Annotated in this window: 13 protein-coding genes; 5 read left to right on the forward strand and 8 right to left on the reverse strand. The window is 67.3% G+C overall.

What is annotated here, in order from left to right; genetic code table 11:
• The 3 genes from A5651_RS21585 to A5651_RS21595 all read right to left on the reverse strand — a co-directional run.
• Positions 1-1,259, reverse strand: a 1,259-nt coding sequence (locus tag A5651_RS21585; protein ID WP_156663105.1) for a GMC family oxidoreductase, incomplete at its 3' end; no start/stop codon positions are given.
• 29 nt (positions 1,260-1,288) lie between these two features.
• Positions 1,289-3,907, reverse strand: a complete 2,619-nt coding sequence (locus A5651_RS21590; RefSeq protein WP_066985822.1) for an ATP-binding protein — start codon at positions 3,905-3,907, stop codon at positions 1,289-1,291.
• Positions 3,904-5,052: an exonuclease SbcCD subunit D gene (locus tag A5651_RS21595; protein ID WP_066985825.1), complete on the reverse strand. Its 1,149-nt coding sequence runs from the start codon at positions 5,050-5,052 to the stop codon at positions 3,904-3,906. Before A5651_RS21595 ends, A5651_RS21590 begins: the two co-directional genes overlap by 4 nt.
• Positions 5,053-5,154: 102 nt before the next feature.
• Here A5651_RS21595 and A5651_RS21600 point away from each other — a divergent pair, with 102 nt between their 5' ends.
• A complete protein-coding gene (locus A5651_RS21600) occupies positions 5,155-5,661 on the forward strand; it encodes a histidine phosphatase family protein (protein ID WP_066985845.1) in 507 nt (168 codons plus the stop codon).
• Between the two features lie 57 nt (positions 5,662-5,718).
• Here the strand turns inward: A5651_RS21600 and A5651_RS21605 are convergent, their stop codons facing one another.
• Positions 5,719-6,273 carry a DUF3558 domain-containing protein gene (locus A5651_RS21605; protein WP_066985828.1) on the reverse strand — a complete coding sequence of 185 codons (555 nt, stop codon included), beginning with the start codon at positions 6,271-6,273 and terminating at the stop codon, positions 5,719-5,721.
• On the reverse strand, positions 6,270-6,818 hold the full coding sequence (locus A5651_RS21610; protein ID WP_231988784.1) for a DUF3558 domain-containing protein: 549 nt from the start codon (positions 6,816-6,818) through the stop codon (positions 6,270-6,272). The genes A5651_RS21605 and A5651_RS21610 overlap by 4 nt, the downstream gene beginning before the upstream one ends.
• Positions 6,819-6,943: 125 nt before the next feature.
• On the opposite strand from A5651_RS21610, the gene A5651_RS21615 reads away from it, so the two are divergent.
• The 3 genes from A5651_RS21615 to A5651_RS21625 are packed head-to-tail and all read left to right on the forward strand — an operon-like array spanning position 6,944 to position 12,787.
• On the forward strand, positions 6,944-8,677 hold the full coding sequence (locus tag A5651_RS21615; protein WP_066985851.1) for an ABC transporter ATP-binding protein: 1,734 nt from the start codon (positions 6,944-6,946) through the stop codon (positions 8,675-8,677).
• 8 nt (positions 8,678-8,685) lie between these two features.
• Positions 8,686-10,578, forward strand: coding sequence for an ABC transporter ATP-binding protein (locus tag A5651_RS21620; protein ID WP_066985848.1), 1,893 nt, complete (start codon positions 8,686-8,688; stop codon positions 10,576-10,578).
• A gap of 40 nt (positions 10,579-10,618) precedes the next feature.
• A complete protein-coding gene (locus A5651_RS21625; protein WP_066985834.1) occupies positions 10,619-12,787 on the forward strand; it encodes a molybdopterin-dependent oxidoreductase in 2,169 nt (722 codons plus the stop codon).
• Here the strand turns inward: A5651_RS21625 and A5651_RS21630 are convergent.
• From A5651_RS21630 to A5651_RS21640, 3 genes are all read right to left on the reverse strand, one after another.
• Entirely contained in the window at positions 12,784-13,344 is a 561-nt protein-coding gene (locus A5651_RS21630; protein WP_066985837.1) for a hypothetical protein, read from the reverse strand. The two genes, A5651_RS21625 and A5651_RS21630, sit on opposite strands and share 4 nt — an antisense overlap.
• Positions 13,345-13,405: 61 nt before the next feature.
• Complete coding sequence (gene dtd / locus A5651_RS21635) at positions 13,406-13,837, reverse strand: D-aminoacyl-tRNA deacylase (protein WP_066985839.1); 432 nt, start codon at positions 13,835-13,837, stop codon at positions 13,406-13,408.
• Between the two features lie 10 nt (positions 13,838-13,847).
• Positions 13,848-14,456 carry a DUF305 domain-containing protein gene (locus A5651_RS21640; protein WP_066985842.1) on the reverse strand — a complete coding sequence of 203 codons (609 nt, stop codon included), beginning with the start codon at positions 14,454-14,456 and terminating at the stop codon, positions 13,848-13,850.
• A 62-nt stretch (positions 14,457-14,518) separates the two neighbouring features.
• Here A5651_RS21640 and A5651_RS21645 point away from each other — a divergent pair.
• Positions 14,519-14,926 (forward strand): cation transporter (locus A5651_RS21645; protein WP_197496724.1); only part of this gene is annotated, 408 nt, incomplete at its 3' end.

A 14,926-nucleotide genomic window follows, 5' to 3' on the forward strand; every position in this document is an offset into this window, starting at 1 on the left:
TGCAGATGACCGCGCGAATCGCGCAGGCATCCGCGCTGAGCGGGATGCTCAGTGGTATCGCGCGCCCGATCGGCGCCTGCATCGTCGCTGAGGTACTGCGGATCGATCGCCGGTTTCACCAGCGGGTCGGGCGATGCCAGCGTGATGGTGCCGCGGCTGCGCGGCTTGACCAAGATGGGTCCCATCGCGATGGCGTGCCGGTCGTACGGGTCACCGATGCCCTCCTCGAAAAACGGTGCGGGAGCGAAGATCAGCTCGAGGTCGGGCACCTCGATGTCGGGCCGGCTGCGCACGAAGCCGTACGCCTCGCCGACGTTCGACGTGAGCATGCCGCGGCGACGAAGCAAGTAGTTCACGAGCTCCAGCGGCTTCTCGGCGGCGAACAACGAGTCGTCGGCGATGTCGAAGCCCAACGGCACCGCGAGATGGTCCATCAGGTTGCGGCCCACCTCCGGCGCATCGGCCACGACCTCGATGCCATGTCGGCCGAGGTGCGGCGGGTCACCGATGCCGGAGAGAATCAACAGCTGCGGGCTGTTCACCGCGCCGCCGGCGAGCACCACCTCCCGGCGCGCCCGCACCACGCGGCGCTGGCCAAGCTGATGGAATTCGACGCCGACGGCCCGCCGCTCCTCGAACAGCACGCGGGTGGCCGTCGCCTCCGTGTGCAGCGTCAGGTTGGGCCGGCGCAGCGCCGGTTTGAGATAGGCGTCGGCGGCGCTCCAGCGGGCGCCCCTGCGCTGGGTTACCATGGTCTGGCAAAAGCCTTCCGGCGCATCGCAGTTGGGGTTTTCGACGGCGTATCCGCATTCCTGGACGGCCTTCAGCCATGCGGTGGTGGAGCTGCGCGGGCTGCGCTGCGGGGCGATGACGAGCGGGCCCTCCTCGATCTTCGCGAAGTACTTCGACACGTGGGCGAAGTCCCAGTCGGAACCGGCGAGAGCGCCCCACTCGTCGTAGTCGGCGGCGAATCCGCGAACCCACATCATCGCGTTCATCGAGGACGAGCCGCCGAGCATTTTGCCGCGCGGCCAGTAGATTTCGCGGCCGCCGAGCTGTTTCTGCGGTTCGGTCCGGTAGTTCCAGTCGACCTCGCTGCGGAATAGCTTCGAGAAGGCGGCGGGTATGTGGATGAACCTGTTCTTGTCCTTGGGACCTGCCTCGAGCACCACGACCGAAACGGCCGAATCGGCGCTGAGGCGATTCGCGAGCACCGATCCAGCTGAGCCGGTTCCCACGACGATGTAGTCGGCTTCCATCCGCCGCAGTGTAGTGAGGTGTCGTGGCGCTATGCGGACAGTTCGATGTGGTGTGCGGCCGTGACGCTCTGGTAGCGCTGCGGGCTGCAGGTCAACACGATGACCTGGCCCTCGCCCCCGACGGCGTCGAACACCGCACCCATCCTGACCAGCCGGTCGGGGTCGGTGAAGCCCAGCGCGTCGTCGATGACGACGGGCACGCTGTCCTCCTGAGCGACCAGCGCCGCGCCCGCCAACCTGGCGACAATGCCGAGTTGCTCCTTGGCCCCACCCGACAGCGACTCATACGGCACGGTTCTACCCGACAGCGTGCGGCTGCAGATCTGCAGCCGGCTGTCGACCTCGACCTCGAAGGTCTCACCGAAGACGATGCGGCCTAGGCGCTCGACCTCGGCGCGGAACGGGTGGACGTAGCGCAACCGGGTGGCGTCTCGATGCCGCGCCATCACGGTGCGCAGCATCTCGGCGGCGCGGGCGCGCCGGTGTACGCGCAAGAACTCGGCCTCGGCGTGCTCACGTTCGGTTTCGGCCGCGTCGAGCAGACCCTTGCGACCCTCGGTGCCGTAGACCTTCAGCTGGGCGGCGACCAGGCGCAGGGCGTCGGCGACCTCGTCGTGGCGTTTGCGGATTGCGTCGACGCTGCGGGCCGCAGCGTCGAGGGTTGCCGCGACGGATTGCGGCGCCCGGCGGGCGAGTTCGTCGGTGAGCTCGGCGGCGAGGCCGGCAGCGCGGCGCGCTTTGTCCCCGTCGGCCTCGGCCTTGACGACCAGTTCGTCATCGGAAACGTCGGCGCGCTGCTGCGCCAGGCGATCTCGGCTCACCACCAGCTCCGCATAGCACGCCGTGAACTTCTCGCGCGCTACGCTAGCCTGAGTTGCTCTCTCCCCCAACGTCTTTGCCGCTGCCTCGGCCACCTTCCTGTGGGTTTCGCAATCAGCGATGGCCTTCTGCTGTTCCGCGGTGGCCTGGTCGAGTTCGGCCCGTGCGGTTGCCGAGTCGGCCGGCTGCGGAGCGACGGCGGTCGTGCGGGCGCGCAGTTCGGCGAGCCGCCCCCACAGCGCGTCGACGTCGTCGTCACCGATGAGGCCGTCGGTGGTCGCCGTCAATCGGTCGCGGGCACCGGCCAATTCGCGGCGCCGTTGGTCGAGCGCCCGTGCGCCCGCGAGGTCGTCGACGCCAACAGCGGCCAGCGCGGCGGCCAAAACCTGTTGTGCTGCATCCAGTTTCGCCTGACTATCGGATGCAGGGGTGCCTGGCACGACCCGTGCGGTCAGCACGCCGGGTAGGTCGATGTCGGTGGCGCCGGATGCGTGCGCCGACCACGTGCCGCCCGCCTCGAGCATGACCGGCTGGCCGCCGATGATGAGGTCGACATCTGCCGCGGCCGTGACTTCGATGCGGGCCGACGCCGATTCGGCGTGCCCGACCGCCCGCTCGACGGTGACGGCCGCGCTCTCGAGGTCGCGCATCAGCGCGTCGGTCAGGGTGATCGACGCGAGTGCGCGTTCGACCTCCTGGGTCTCACGCAATGCGGTGTCGATCTTGGACAACCGCGCGGACAGCCGGTCGGCCTCGTCGCGGGCCGACAGCTGCTCGACGGCCAGGCGCGCGGATTCAACGCGGTCGCGGCTGGTTTCCACGGCGGCACGCGCCTCTTCGGCGGCCGCCTCGGCCGCAGTTTGAACCTCGCGGGCGATCAGCTCCTCTTCGTGCGCCTGCGCAGCAGCTCTTTCCAGGTCGGCGACTGCGGCGGTGCGGTCGGTGATGTCGGCCTGAAGCCGACGCCGGTCGGTCAGTGCTGCGACGGAGGCTTGCAGCGTGGCGTCGGCAGCCGCAACGACCACCTGGGCCTGCTTGAGCTGCTGGGTCAGTGCCGCGACCTCATCGGCGGCGGCCTGCGCGGCGGTGAGCGTCGCGACGGCCTCCGCACGCTGGGCGGTGAGCTGTTCGAGCTCTGCGGTGAGGGAGGCGTGAGTCCGGACCGCATCGTCAACCTCTGCGACCGCTGCCGCACAGCGGGCGACCTCGTCGTCGGCGGCCTGCATGCGTTTGGTCGCCGCCGCCCATTCGCCGGTCGGGCGGCCGGTGGGCGTGAAGTACTTCAGGTACTCGGCGTCGATGCGGTCCACCAGCAACGGCTCGGCGCCCGAAAGCTGGACCGCCTCACCGGCGGCAACGTCGAGGGCGCGAGACAGCGCATCGCAACCCGACAGATCCACCGCCCCCGTCGACGCCGCCTGCAAGACCCGCTGCGCCTGCCAAAGCGCGACGTCGACGGTTTCCTCGAGCATCGCGAGCACCCGGTCGTGGGCCTCGTCACCGGTGAGCTGTTCGCGGCGGGGTGCCAGCACCGTCAGGGCGGTCTCGGCACGCTTGTGAAAGCGTTTGCGGTACACGAATCGATAAGGGCCCGTGCTGATTTCAGCCGTGATCTCGGCACCTACGTCGGCGTGGGTCGGCTTGACCTGCTTGACTTCCTTCTTCGTCGAGCGGTCCTTGGCCTCCAACAGCAGGTCCAGCGCCTCGATCATCGACGACTTGCCGACCTCGTTGGCGCCGCAGATCACCACGACACCGTGGTCGGGGAAGTCGATCTCGCGGTGGGTGATGCCCCGGTAGTTGGTCAGCACCAACCGGTGGATTCTCACGCCACCCCCCTGTCGACGAGTCTGAGCAACAACGACAGGGCCGCAGTGGCGTCGTCGGCGTCCGCACCGTCGGACCGCGCCGCGGCGACCAGTTCCTCGACGGCCGCGGCGGCGAAACCGCCGATGCCGAGATCGTTGAACTCGCCCTCGGCCGGGATCACCGCGATGTCGGACTGCCGCTCCCACAGTCCGAGCGCCGCGAACAGCCGCGCGTACTTGTCCAGGCAGGCATCCAGCGCGGCCTTATCGGTCACGGTCAACGAGCCGGTGAGGGCCAACCGCACGACGGTGCGTTCCTTGTCGGGCAGCAGATCGAGGTTGATGTCTAGGTCGGTCACATCGCGGCCGCTGTCCACCGCATGGTGGAGGGTGACGAAACGCCAGCGACCCACCCGCCGCGCCTCGACCCGCGCGGCACGGTCGGCGTCGGCCTCGTCGATGTCGACCACCAACACATGCCCGGGGTCGGGTTCGATGTCGTCGTAGTTGGTCACCTCGGGCGAGCCCGAGTACCAGATGCGGCCCGTCGCACCGACCTGCATGCGGGAGTGCTTGTCGCCCAACGCAACATAGTGCACCGCGCCGCGAGCGATCGACCGCTCGAGGGCCGCCAGCTCGATGAGCGAGGGCCGGTCTTTGTCGGGCACCAGGATGTCGACGGCGCCGTGTCCGACGACGACGCGAGTGGTGCCGTCTGCGGGCAGATCGTCGATCACCGCCGCGATGAGGTCGCTAGTCGGCGCCTTCGATGTCCACGGCGCAGCGACGATCTCCACGCCGGGACGCACCTGGCGCACGCCCCTCCGATCGAGAACCGTGACGTTGTCGGGACATTCGGCGGTGAACAGCGCGCTGGTGTACACCGACGACGCGTCGAGCGGGTCGTGATTGCCCGGCAGAAGGTAGACCGGAATGCCGATAGCCCGCATGGCCTCCAGCGACTGGCTGACCACGCGTGGCGCGAGTTGGTTGTGCTCGAACACGTCGCCGGCGACGACCACGAACTCGGCGCCGACCTCGCCGGCGAGCGCGCCCAGCGCCGCCACTGCATCCCGGCGGGCGGCCGAATACCGCGGCTGGGCGTCGCCATTGAGGAAGTACCGGGTCATCCCGAGTTGCCAGTCGGCGGTGTGCAGAAACCGCATCTCGACCCCCCTTCCGTGCCGGTTCGTTGTCAGGTGTGGCGAGTGTAGGTCCGGCGCCCGACAACTCCGGGGAGGTGAGTCGGCATGCCCTACGGTGAACCCATGAGCGACCACCTCCGCACGTTGCTGTTGCTTCGGCATGCGAAGTCGGACTACCCGGTGGGCGTGGCCGACCATGAGCGTCCGCTGGCCAGGCGGGGTGTGCGAGAGGCGGCGCTGGCTGGCGACTGGTTGCGGACCCACTCCCCCGCCGTCGACGCGGTGCTGTGCTCGACGGCCACCCGCACCCGTCAGACCCTGGAGCGGGCCCGCATCGATGCCCCGGTGACCTTCCTCGACCGGTTGTATGACGCGACGCCCGGCGCGGTGATCGGCGAGATCAACCGCGTCGACGCGGGTGTGGAGACCCTCCTGGTGATCGGCCACGAACCGGCGATGTCATCAGTGGCGCTCGGTCTGGCCACCCCCGACGGGAGCAATACGACTGCGGCAGAACTCATCTCGACGAAGTTCCCAACGTCGGCCATCGCCGTGCTGCGCACCGCCCTGCGGTGGGATCAGCTGGAGCTCAGCAGCGCCGCGCTGGTCACCTTCCACGTGCCCCGCTAGATGCTCTCCCCCTGGCCTGCGGCCGGGGGTACCCCCACGCGCAAGCGCTCGTCGGGGCTAGGAGCTGGTGGCCAGCGTCAGCTCCATCAGCTTGAGCGCCATCCCGCAAGCGTCGATGCCGGGCTGCTGCGGGTTGACCCACCAGCCCACGACGCCGCCGGCGTCGCTGGCAACCCCGCAGGCCCCGTTGGGGTCGTTGGGATGCATGACGATAGACGGGACGCCGGCGATGGCACGGCTTTCCACCTTGTATTGCAACTGGTCGGCGACCTTGCGCTCGTTATCCAGGCTGCCCTGCTCGAACCAGAACCGGGTGATGTCGATGAGGCCTGCGGGGTTGGCGGCCTGCCATCGGCACACTGCGCCGACGAACGTGCTCTGAATGTCCAGCGGATCGGCGCCGACGGTCTTGGCCAAGATGTCCTCGGTCAACACATCGCATTCCTTGAGCAGGTTCGGGTACTGCCGCTCGGACTTGTCGTTGCGCGGCACATCGCCGGAACCGGCCTTGGCGGCGGTGCCTTCAACGGTGCGCGAACAGCCGACGAGCAGCGTCACCGCGGTCAGCACGGCGATGACCGCCGCGGCGAAGCGGCGCGTTGAGGCGGTCATTTCGAGTTCACAATCGACTGACGGGTCAACTCCTTGGCCACGTCACACGGATCCGGGAAGGGCTTCTCAGAAAAGCTGATCGACCACTCGATGAAATCGTCGTCGTACTGAATGCCGATCTCACACAGGTTGCTTCCCAGCGTCGGATCGTCACCCATCGCGATAAACCCGTCGTGGCCCTCGATGTTGATGTCTTCGACGTTGTTGCGCGACAGCTCTTCGGTCTTGCGCTCGCGGCCGATCGGGCTGCCGCGGTACCAGGTGAAGGAGAAGTGCGGCCCGAGGATGCCGCCGCCGGCCAGCCACTGGCAGCCGACGGAGTTGCGTGCCGTGTTGACCAGCCCGGTGACCCGCGTCAGCTCGGCCACCGTCTGATCGCTGATGCCGCCGCATTGCGGGAAGAACGGCCCGTGGGTGACGCCCTGGGCCGCGGTCGGACTCGACGGCGCGTCCGGCGAGGACGAGTCGGAGCCCGACGAGCACGCCGCCAACACCGGAACCAGGGCGGCCGCCACCACGGCCAGCCGCTTCACGTTGCTGGGGATCACAGCGCACACTGTAGCGGCAGCCATGAAGGCGAGCCTGAGAGACACGCTGACCTGCTCTTTTTGTCCCCAAAACGCCCGTAGGCCCACACGTTCATGTGGGCAAGGTGTGCGAAAGTAGCGAGATGCTCCTGGCTCTGCTGCGGCAGTATGTGCGGCCGTACCGCTGGCTGCTCGTCGTCGTCGCGGTGGTCCAGGTGATCAGCACGCTGGCTTCGCTGTATCTGCCGACGGTGAACGCGGCGATCATCGACGACGGTGTCGCCAAGGGCGATACCGGCACCATCGTCGAGCTCGGCGGCGTGATGCTCGCTGTCACCGGGCTGCAGGTGCTCTGCGCGACCGGGGCCGTCTACTTCGGCTCGCGCTCGGCGATGGGCTTCGGCCGTGACCTGCGGTCGGCCATCTTTCACCACGTGACGGGTTTCTCGGCCGCCGAGACCGCGCGCTTCGGCGCACCGTCTCTGCTGACGCGCACGACCAACGATGTCCAGCAGGTGCAGCTGCTGGTGCAGCTGACGTGCACCATGCTGATCACCGCGCCGATCATGTCGATCGGCGGGATCGTCATGGCGGTGCACCAGGATGCCGGGCTGGCGTGGCTGCTGCTGGTCAGCGTGCCCGTGCTGGCGGCGGCGAATTACTGGATCGTGTCGCACCTGCTGCCGATATTCCGCGTGATGCAACGGCTCATCGACGAGATCAACCGGGTGATGCGCGAACAGCTGTCCGGCATCCGGGTGATCCGCGCCTTCGCCCGAGAGCCGTTCGAGCGAAACCGGTTCGCCGAAGCAAACCGCGCCTTGGCGGACACCGCGCTGACGGCGGGCCGGTGGCAGGCGCTGATGTTGCCGGTCACCACGCTGGTGATCAATGTGTCGAGCGTCGCGCTGATCTGGTTCGGTGGGCTGCGGATCGATGACGGCAAAATGCAGGTGGGTTCGCTGATCGCATTCCTGTCCTATTTCATGCAGATCCTGATGTCGGTGCTGCTCGCGACGTTCATACTGGTGCTGCTGCCGAGGGCGTCGGCGTGCGCCGAACGGATCACCGAGGTGCTGTCGTGCAAACCGACGATCACCAGCCCCGCCCACCCGGTTCGCCCGCCGTTGATTCGCGGCACGGTCAGCCTGCGCGACGCCACCTTTTGCTATCCCGGCGCTGATCGCCCTGTGCTGCACAATGTTTCGCTGACGGCACAACCCGGCACGACGACCGCCATCGTCGGCTCCACCGGCTCGGGTAAGTCCACGTTGGTGTCGCTGGTCTGCCGCCTCTACGACGCCACGTCTGGTTCCGTGCACATCGACGGTGTCGACGTCCGCGACTACGACACCGAACAGCTGTGGTCGGCGATCGGGCTGGTGCCGCAACGCGGCTACCTGTTCTCCGGCACGGTCGCCGAGAACCTGCGATACGGCAAGGCCGACGCGACCGAGGACGAGATGTGGGAAGCGCTGCGGGTGGCCTCAGCCGACGGCTTCGTCGCCTCGCACGACGACGGACTCGACATGCCAGTCGCGCAGGGGGGCAACAACTTCTCGGGTGGGCAGCGACAGCGGCTGGCGATCGCGCGCGCCGTCATCCGCAGACCAGCCGTCTACTTGTTCGACGACGCGTTCTCCGCGCTCGACGTGCACACCGACGCCAAGGTGCGCGCCGCGCTCAGCGAGGTGGCCGCTTCGGCCACGGTGATCATTGTGGCGCAGCGTATTTCGACGGTTGCCGCGGCCGACCAGATCGTCGTCGTCGACGACGGCGCCGTGGTGGGCACGGGAACCCACGAGTCACTGCTGACCGACTGTCCCACCTATGCCGAATTCGCGGATTCTCAATCGGTCGCGGCGGGCGCTCCGTGACGCAATCGATGAGGCGTCCGATCCGGGGCATGGTGCAGGCGCCCACAGAGCGTTCCCGCGACTTCAAGGGGTCGGCCATCCGGCTGGTGAAGCTGTTGACGCCGCAGCGCGGACCGACTGCGGCGGTGATCCTGCTCGGCGCCGCAGGCATCGTCATCGGCGTGACCGGCCCGCGCATCCTCGGACACGCCACCGATCTGCTGTTCAACGGCGTGATCGGCCGTGAACTGCCAGCGGGTCTCACCAAGGAGCAGGCTATCGCCGCGGCCAGAGCCCGCGGCGGCAATGCGTTTGCCGACCTGTTGTCTGGGATGAACGTGGTGCCGGGCCGCGGTGTGGACTTCACGGCGATCGCACACACATTGCTGTTCGCCCTTGCGCTGTATCTCGTTGCCGCGCTGTTTGTCTGGGTGCAGGCGCGGCTGCTGAACGTGGTGGTGCAGCGGATGATCGTCGCGCTGCGGTCCGATGTCGAGAACAAGCTGCACCGGCTGCCGTTGTCGTATTTCGACACGCGGCAGCGCGGCGAGGTGCTCAGCCGGATGACCAACGACATCGACAACATCTCGTCGTCGCTGTCGATGACGATCAGCCAACTGCTGACCTCGTTGCTGACGGTGGTGGCCGTGCTGGTGATGATGCTGACGATTTCGCCGCTGCTGGCACTGTTGACGGTCGTCACCGTGCCGCTGTCGCTGTTCGTCACGCGGGAGATCGCGCGCCGGTCGCAGCGACTGTTCGTCGCGCAGTGGCGCAACACAGGCCGACTGAATGCCCACATCGAGGAGACCTACAGCGGTTTCACCTTGGTCAAAACGTTCGGCCACCGGGCATTGGCCGAGGAGCAGTTCCGCGAGCGCAACGCCGACGTCTACCACGCCAGCCGCGGGGCTCAGTTCTTCTCCGGCCTGGTCGGGCCTGCCACGACATTCATCGGCAACCTCAGCTATGTGGCGGTGGCGGTCGTCGGCGGCATCCAGGTGGCGACGGGCCAGATCACGCTGGGCGGCATTCAGGCCTTCATCCAATACGTCCGGCAGTTCAACCAGCCGCTGACCCAAGTCGCCGGCATGTACAACACGCTGCAGTCGGGGGTTGCCAGCGCCGAGCGGGTGTTTGACCTTCTCGACGCGGAGGAAGAGTCGCCGGACAAGTCGGCGCCTTTGCAGTCGCCCGACGGTCGGCGCGGCCGCGTCGAGTTCGAGCACGTCAACTTCGCCTACCGGGAGGGCACACCGGTCATCGAGGACCTCTCGCTGGTCGCCGAGCCCGGCAGCACGGTCGCGATCGTCGGCCCAACGGGCGCGGGCAAGACCACGCTGGTCAACCTGCTGATGCGGTTCTACGACGTGGACTCCGGCCGGATCCTGGTCGACGGCGTGGATATCGCGACCGTCAGCCGGGAATCGCTGCGGTCGAGGATCGGGATGGTGCTGCAGGACACCTGGCTGTTCGGCGGCACGATCTACGACAACATCGCCTACGGCAGACCCGACGCCGGTGAGGACGAGGTCATCGAGGCCGCACGTGCGGCGTATGTGGACCGGTTCGTGCACACGCTGCCCGACGGCTACGACACCCGGGTGAGCGACGACGGCGGCAACATCAGCGCAGGCGAAAAACAGCTCATCACGATCGCCCGCGCGTTCCTGGCCCGTCCGCAACTGCTGATCCTCGACGAGGCGACCAGTTCAGTCGACACCCGCACCGAGCTGCTCATCCAGCACGCGATGGTGAAACTGCGCCGCGACCGCACCAGCTTCATCATCGCCCACCGGCTGTCGACGATCCGAGACGCCGATCAGATCCTGGTGATCGAGCACGGCCGCATCGTCGAGCGGGGCAGCCACGCCGAACTGCTGGCGCGCCGCGGCGAGTACTGGTCGATGACGCGGGCCTGACCCCGAGATTTCTGGCGCGTTTTTGGGCAGGATGTCCCCCATGAGCACCACGACGGTGCACACGTTCTGCCGGTACTGCCTGGCATCGTGCGGCATCGAGGTCAGGGTCGACGACAACCGCGTCACGAAGATATCGGCGGACAAACAGAACCCGCACTCGTGGCAGGATTTCTGCGCCAAGGGCCGCACCGCCCACCGACTCGTCGAGCATCCGCGCCGCATCCTCAACCCGATGCGCCGGGTCGGCGACCGCTACGTCGAGGCCAGCTGGGACGAAGCGATCAGCGACATCGCAGCACGCATGAACGCGCTGATCGACGCCGATGGGCCCGACGCGGTAGGCATCTACTACGGCAACCCCGCCGGTTTCTCGTCGTCGAACATCATCTTCATGAACGGCTGGCTCGACGGCATCGGCACCCACAACCGGTACTTCGTCGGCTCGGTCGACCAGAACGCGATGCACGTCGTCGCCTCGGCGATGTACGGCTCGATGCTGATGGCGCCGGTGTCGGATATCGACAACTGCGACTACTTCCTGCTTGTGGGTACGAATCCCGCTGTCAGCGCATGGAATTGGCTGGAGACCGTGCCCGGCGGATGGCGGCGGGCACTCGAACGGCAGAAGGGCGGCGCGCGGATCGTGGTCGTCGACCCGCTGCGAACCGAATCCGCAGAGCACGCCGACGTGCACCTCGCGGTGCGGCCCGGCCAGGATTGGGCGCTGCTGCTGGCGATGGTCAAAGTGATCCTCGACGAAGGTCTCGAGCATCATCAAGACTGCACTGACCTGGCCACCGGAGTACCCGAGCTGCGGAGCCTGGTCGCCGACGTCGACATCGACGACCTCGCGGCGCGATGTGATATCGCGCGCGCCGATATCGAAAAGGTGGCGCGGGATTTCGCCACCGCTCGCGCAGCGATGGCCGTTACCCGCACCGGCGTCTCGCTGCACCTCGCCGGCACTATCGCCGAGTGGCTTGGTCATGTCCTCAACGTGATCACCGGCCGAATGGACCGCCCCGGTGGCCGCCGCTTCGAACCCGGATACGTCGACGCGATCCGGCTGTCGGGCATGATCAAGGCAGACCCACACAAGAGCCGGTTGCTGGGCCGCGGAACGGTCGCGGGCGCACACGCTTTGAGCGAGCTCCCCGCCGAGATCACCACGCCGGGCCGCGGCCAGATCCGCGCGATGGTGATCAACTGCGGCAACCCGGTGGTGTCCGGGCCCGACGGCGCGAAGCTCGATCACGCTCTTGCCCAACTGGATCTGTTGGTGGCGATCGATTTCGTGCAACGCGAAAGTCATCGGCACGCGCACTGGTTGCTGCCCGCCGTGCACTGGCTGGAACGCGACGATCTGCTGGCATTCACCAGCAACATGCACGACGAACCGTATCTGCAGTTCGGGGCCAAGGCCGTTGAGCCGCCACCCGGCGCCCGTCAGGAATGGCGCATCTTCGTCGACCTCGCGATCGCCATGAACAAGCCCCTGTTCCGCGCGAAGGGAATGAACGCCTTCATCAAGGCCACCCGGCGGCTGGCGGCCGCTAGCCGCAGACCAGCGCTGGAGTTCGGACCGCACTGGATCGACCGGCTGGTGGTCGCGACCGCGCGAAAAGTCAACGGCCGCAAAATCAAATGGCGTGATATCAAGGCGCATCCGCACGGCTGGGTGCTGGGGCCGCGTGAGTTCGGCCACTTCAGGGACGCGTTACGAACCGATGACAAGAAGGTGCACGCCGCACCCCCGGAATTCGTGGACCGCGCCCGCGAACTTCTCGCCGAACCGCATCCGACACCGCCGGACGGCTACCCGTTCCAGTTGGGCAACCGGCGCAACCGGCACTCGATGAACTCGTGGCTCAACGAACTGCCCGGGCTGCACCCCTCAGGCAAGACGAACGAGGTGCTGATCAACCCCGATGACGCTGCGGACCTGGGGATCAGCGACGGCGACCGGGTGCGGGTGTTCTCGCCCGTCGGTGAGATCGAGCTAAAAGCCGTCGTCGACAAGCGACCGAAACCGGGCGTGGTGGTCGTCGATCATGGTTGGGGCTCACGGGTTTTCGATCCGCACGGCGATGGGGCACCCGAGTCGTTCGGCGCCAACCGCAACCTGCTCGTCGACGGCGAACCCGTGGACCCGCTGTCGCAGTCGCCGGCGATGAGCTCGGCCTACGTCGGAGTCCAGCGAGTGGGCTAGAGCTGCGGACCCTGCGACCGGAGGTCGTCGACGTTGCGCATGGCCTCGCGTAACTTGGTCAGCCATTCGTCGGCGTGTTCGCCGACCAGCTTGACCGACCACGCCAGCGCGTCGGAACGCGAGCGCGCCACCCCCGCGTCGACCAGCGTGTCGAGCACCTGGCGTTCGGTCTGCCGCAGGCGCGTCATCACCGGAACGGCAATGTGCGTGAACAGAATTCGCTCCGGCGGGTCGCCCACCTCGACGCCCCAGGAGACCTTGCGGCCGTATCTGTCTTGCGCCTCCTCGGCGATGTGCATGCGCTCGGCGCGGGTCTCCTCGCGGAACCGCGACACCCGGCCCGATGCCCGTGCCTCGCTTTCCTCACCCTCCGGCTCGGTCAGCCGTCCGATGACGGTGATCTCCTCGCGGTCGACGACGACGGTCGGGTCTCCCTCGAACCAGTCGGGCAGCCGACCCGCGAACCATTCAGCCGCGTCCCCGGCGTCGGGCTGGGAGGCCTGCTGCCAGCCGCCGGGGCGGCCAGAGCGTCGACCCTGTGTGTGATGATGCCTCATGATTACATGATTACATCATTACGCTGCAGCAGAGAACGCTTTCACCAATAGCGAACACCGCTCATAGCTCCAGCTGTACGGTCACCGGGCCGTCGTTGACGAGCGCGACTTCCATGTGCGCCCCGAACAACCCGGTTTCGACATGCGCGCCGAGCGCGCAAAGCGCTTCGGCGAACGCGGTCACCAGCGGCTCGGCGACAGAGCTCGGGGCGGCGGCATTCCACGTGGGGCGCCTGCCCTTGGCGGTGTTGGCATAGAGCGTGAATTGACTGACCACCAGGATCGGCGCGCCGACGTCGGCCGCGGACTTCTCATCGTCCAGAATGCGCAATTGCCACAGCTTTTCGGCCAACCGTTGCGCCTTGTCCGGGGTGTCGTCGTGGGTGACGCCGACGAGTGCGAGCAGGCCCTGGCGCTGCGGGCGAATAGCGCCGACGACCTCCCCGTCGACGGTCACCGATGCCGAGATGACCCGCTGAACGAGGATCCGCACGGCGACGACCCTACAGCGTTGCGAGGATGCCCTTCATGGTGTCGATCTCCTGCTGTTGGGTCGTGGCGATCGACCGCGCGAGGTCGATTGCGGGCCCGAACTGACCGTCGGCGATCTCCGCCTGTGCCATGTCGATGGCGCCCTGGTGGTGCTTGATCATGCCGGTGAGGAAGAGCCTGCCGGCCTCGACGCCCTGGGCATTCTTCAGCGCCGTCATATCGTCGGCCGACATCATTCCCATCCCGGACATGCCGTTCATGGAGTGCGACCCAGGCCCGTCGCCCGACGACATGGGCGGCATGGGCGGGTTGCCCCACTGTTGCAGCCAGCCCTGCATCTTCGAGATCTCGGGACCCTGCGCAGCCTTGATCCTGGTAGCGAGGTCGGTGATGCGGGGGTCGATGCCACCTTTGGCGAGAATGACGTCGCTCATCTCGATCGCTTGCTGGTGGTGTGGGATCATGTGCTGGGCGAACATGACGTCGGCCTGATTGTGCTCGGCCTGGGCGGCCGCAGGCGCGGACGCACCGGGTTCCGACTGATGCGTTTCAGAATTGCTGCTACACCCCGCCGTCAGGGCGATCGCCGCCGCGGCGATGAGAATTGATGGCTTCCACATGCTGGTTCCGGTCCTTCCGTCGCTCGCTTTACCTATACCCCCTACGGGTATACTGTGCAAGTATGAGGTCCATCGCCAATGCCGCCGATCGGCGTGAAGTCACCCTGTCCATTGGCGGCATGTCCTGTGCATCGTGTGCTGCACGCGTCGAAAAGCAGCTCAACGAACTCGACGGCGTCGTCGCATCCGTCAACTTCGCCACCGAGCAGGCCACGGTCGACTGTCCAGCCAGCGTCACCCCCGAGTCGCTGATCGCAGCGGTCGAAGAAACCGGTTACACGGCAGAGGTACCCACGGTGGACGAGCACGAATCGCACGCGGCGCCGAACTGGACGCCCCGCCTGTTGGTGTCGGCTTCGCTCACCGTTCCCGTGGTGCTGTTGTCGATGCTGCCCGCCTTACAGTTCGACCATTGGCAGTGGCTGGCGCTCGCGCTCGCCACCCCGGTCGCGACGTGGGGCGCCTGGCCG

Source organism: Mycobacterium sp. 1274761.0 (assembly GCF_001668615.1).
In the GTDB taxonomy this organism is placed as follows: domain Bacteria; phylum Actinomycetota; class Actinomycetes; order Mycobacteriales; family Mycobacteriaceae; genus Mycobacterium.

Excerpts from the sequence above, each read along its gene's own strand:
- A5651_RS21605 (WP_066985828.1), bottom strand. The coding sequence starts at position 6,273 with ATGACCGCCTCAACGCGCCGCTTCGCCGCGGCGGTCATCGCCGTGCTG.
- A5651_RS21640 (WP_066985842.1), bottom strand. The coding sequence starts at position 14,456 with ATGTGGAAGCCATCAATTCTCATCGCCGCGGCGGCGATCGCCCTGACG.
- A5651_RS21595 (WP_066985825.1), bottom strand. The coding sequence starts at position 5,052 with ATGCGGTTTCTGCACACCGCCGACTGGCAACTCGGGATGACCCGGTAC.
- A5651_RS21620 (WP_066985848.1), top strand. The coding sequence starts at position 8,686 with ATGAGGCGTCCGATCCGGGGCATGGTGCAGGCGCCCACAGAGCGTTCC.
- A5651_RS21600 (WP_066985845.1), top strand. The coding sequence starts at position 5,155 with ATGAGCGACCACCTCCGCACGTTGCTGTTGCTTCGGCATGCGAAGTCG.
- A5651_RS21630 (WP_066985837.1), bottom strand. The coding sequence starts at position 13,344 with ATGAGGCATCATCACACACAGGGTCGACGCTCTGGCCGCCCCGGCGGC.
- A5651_RS21615 (WP_066985851.1), top strand. The coding sequence starts at position 6,944 with ATGCTCCTGGCTCTGCTGCGGCAGTATGTGCGGCCGTACCGCTGGCTG.
- A5651_RS21625 (WP_066985834.1), top strand. The coding sequence starts at position 10,619 with ATGAGCACCACGACGGTGCACACGTTCTGCCGGTACTGCCTGGCATCG.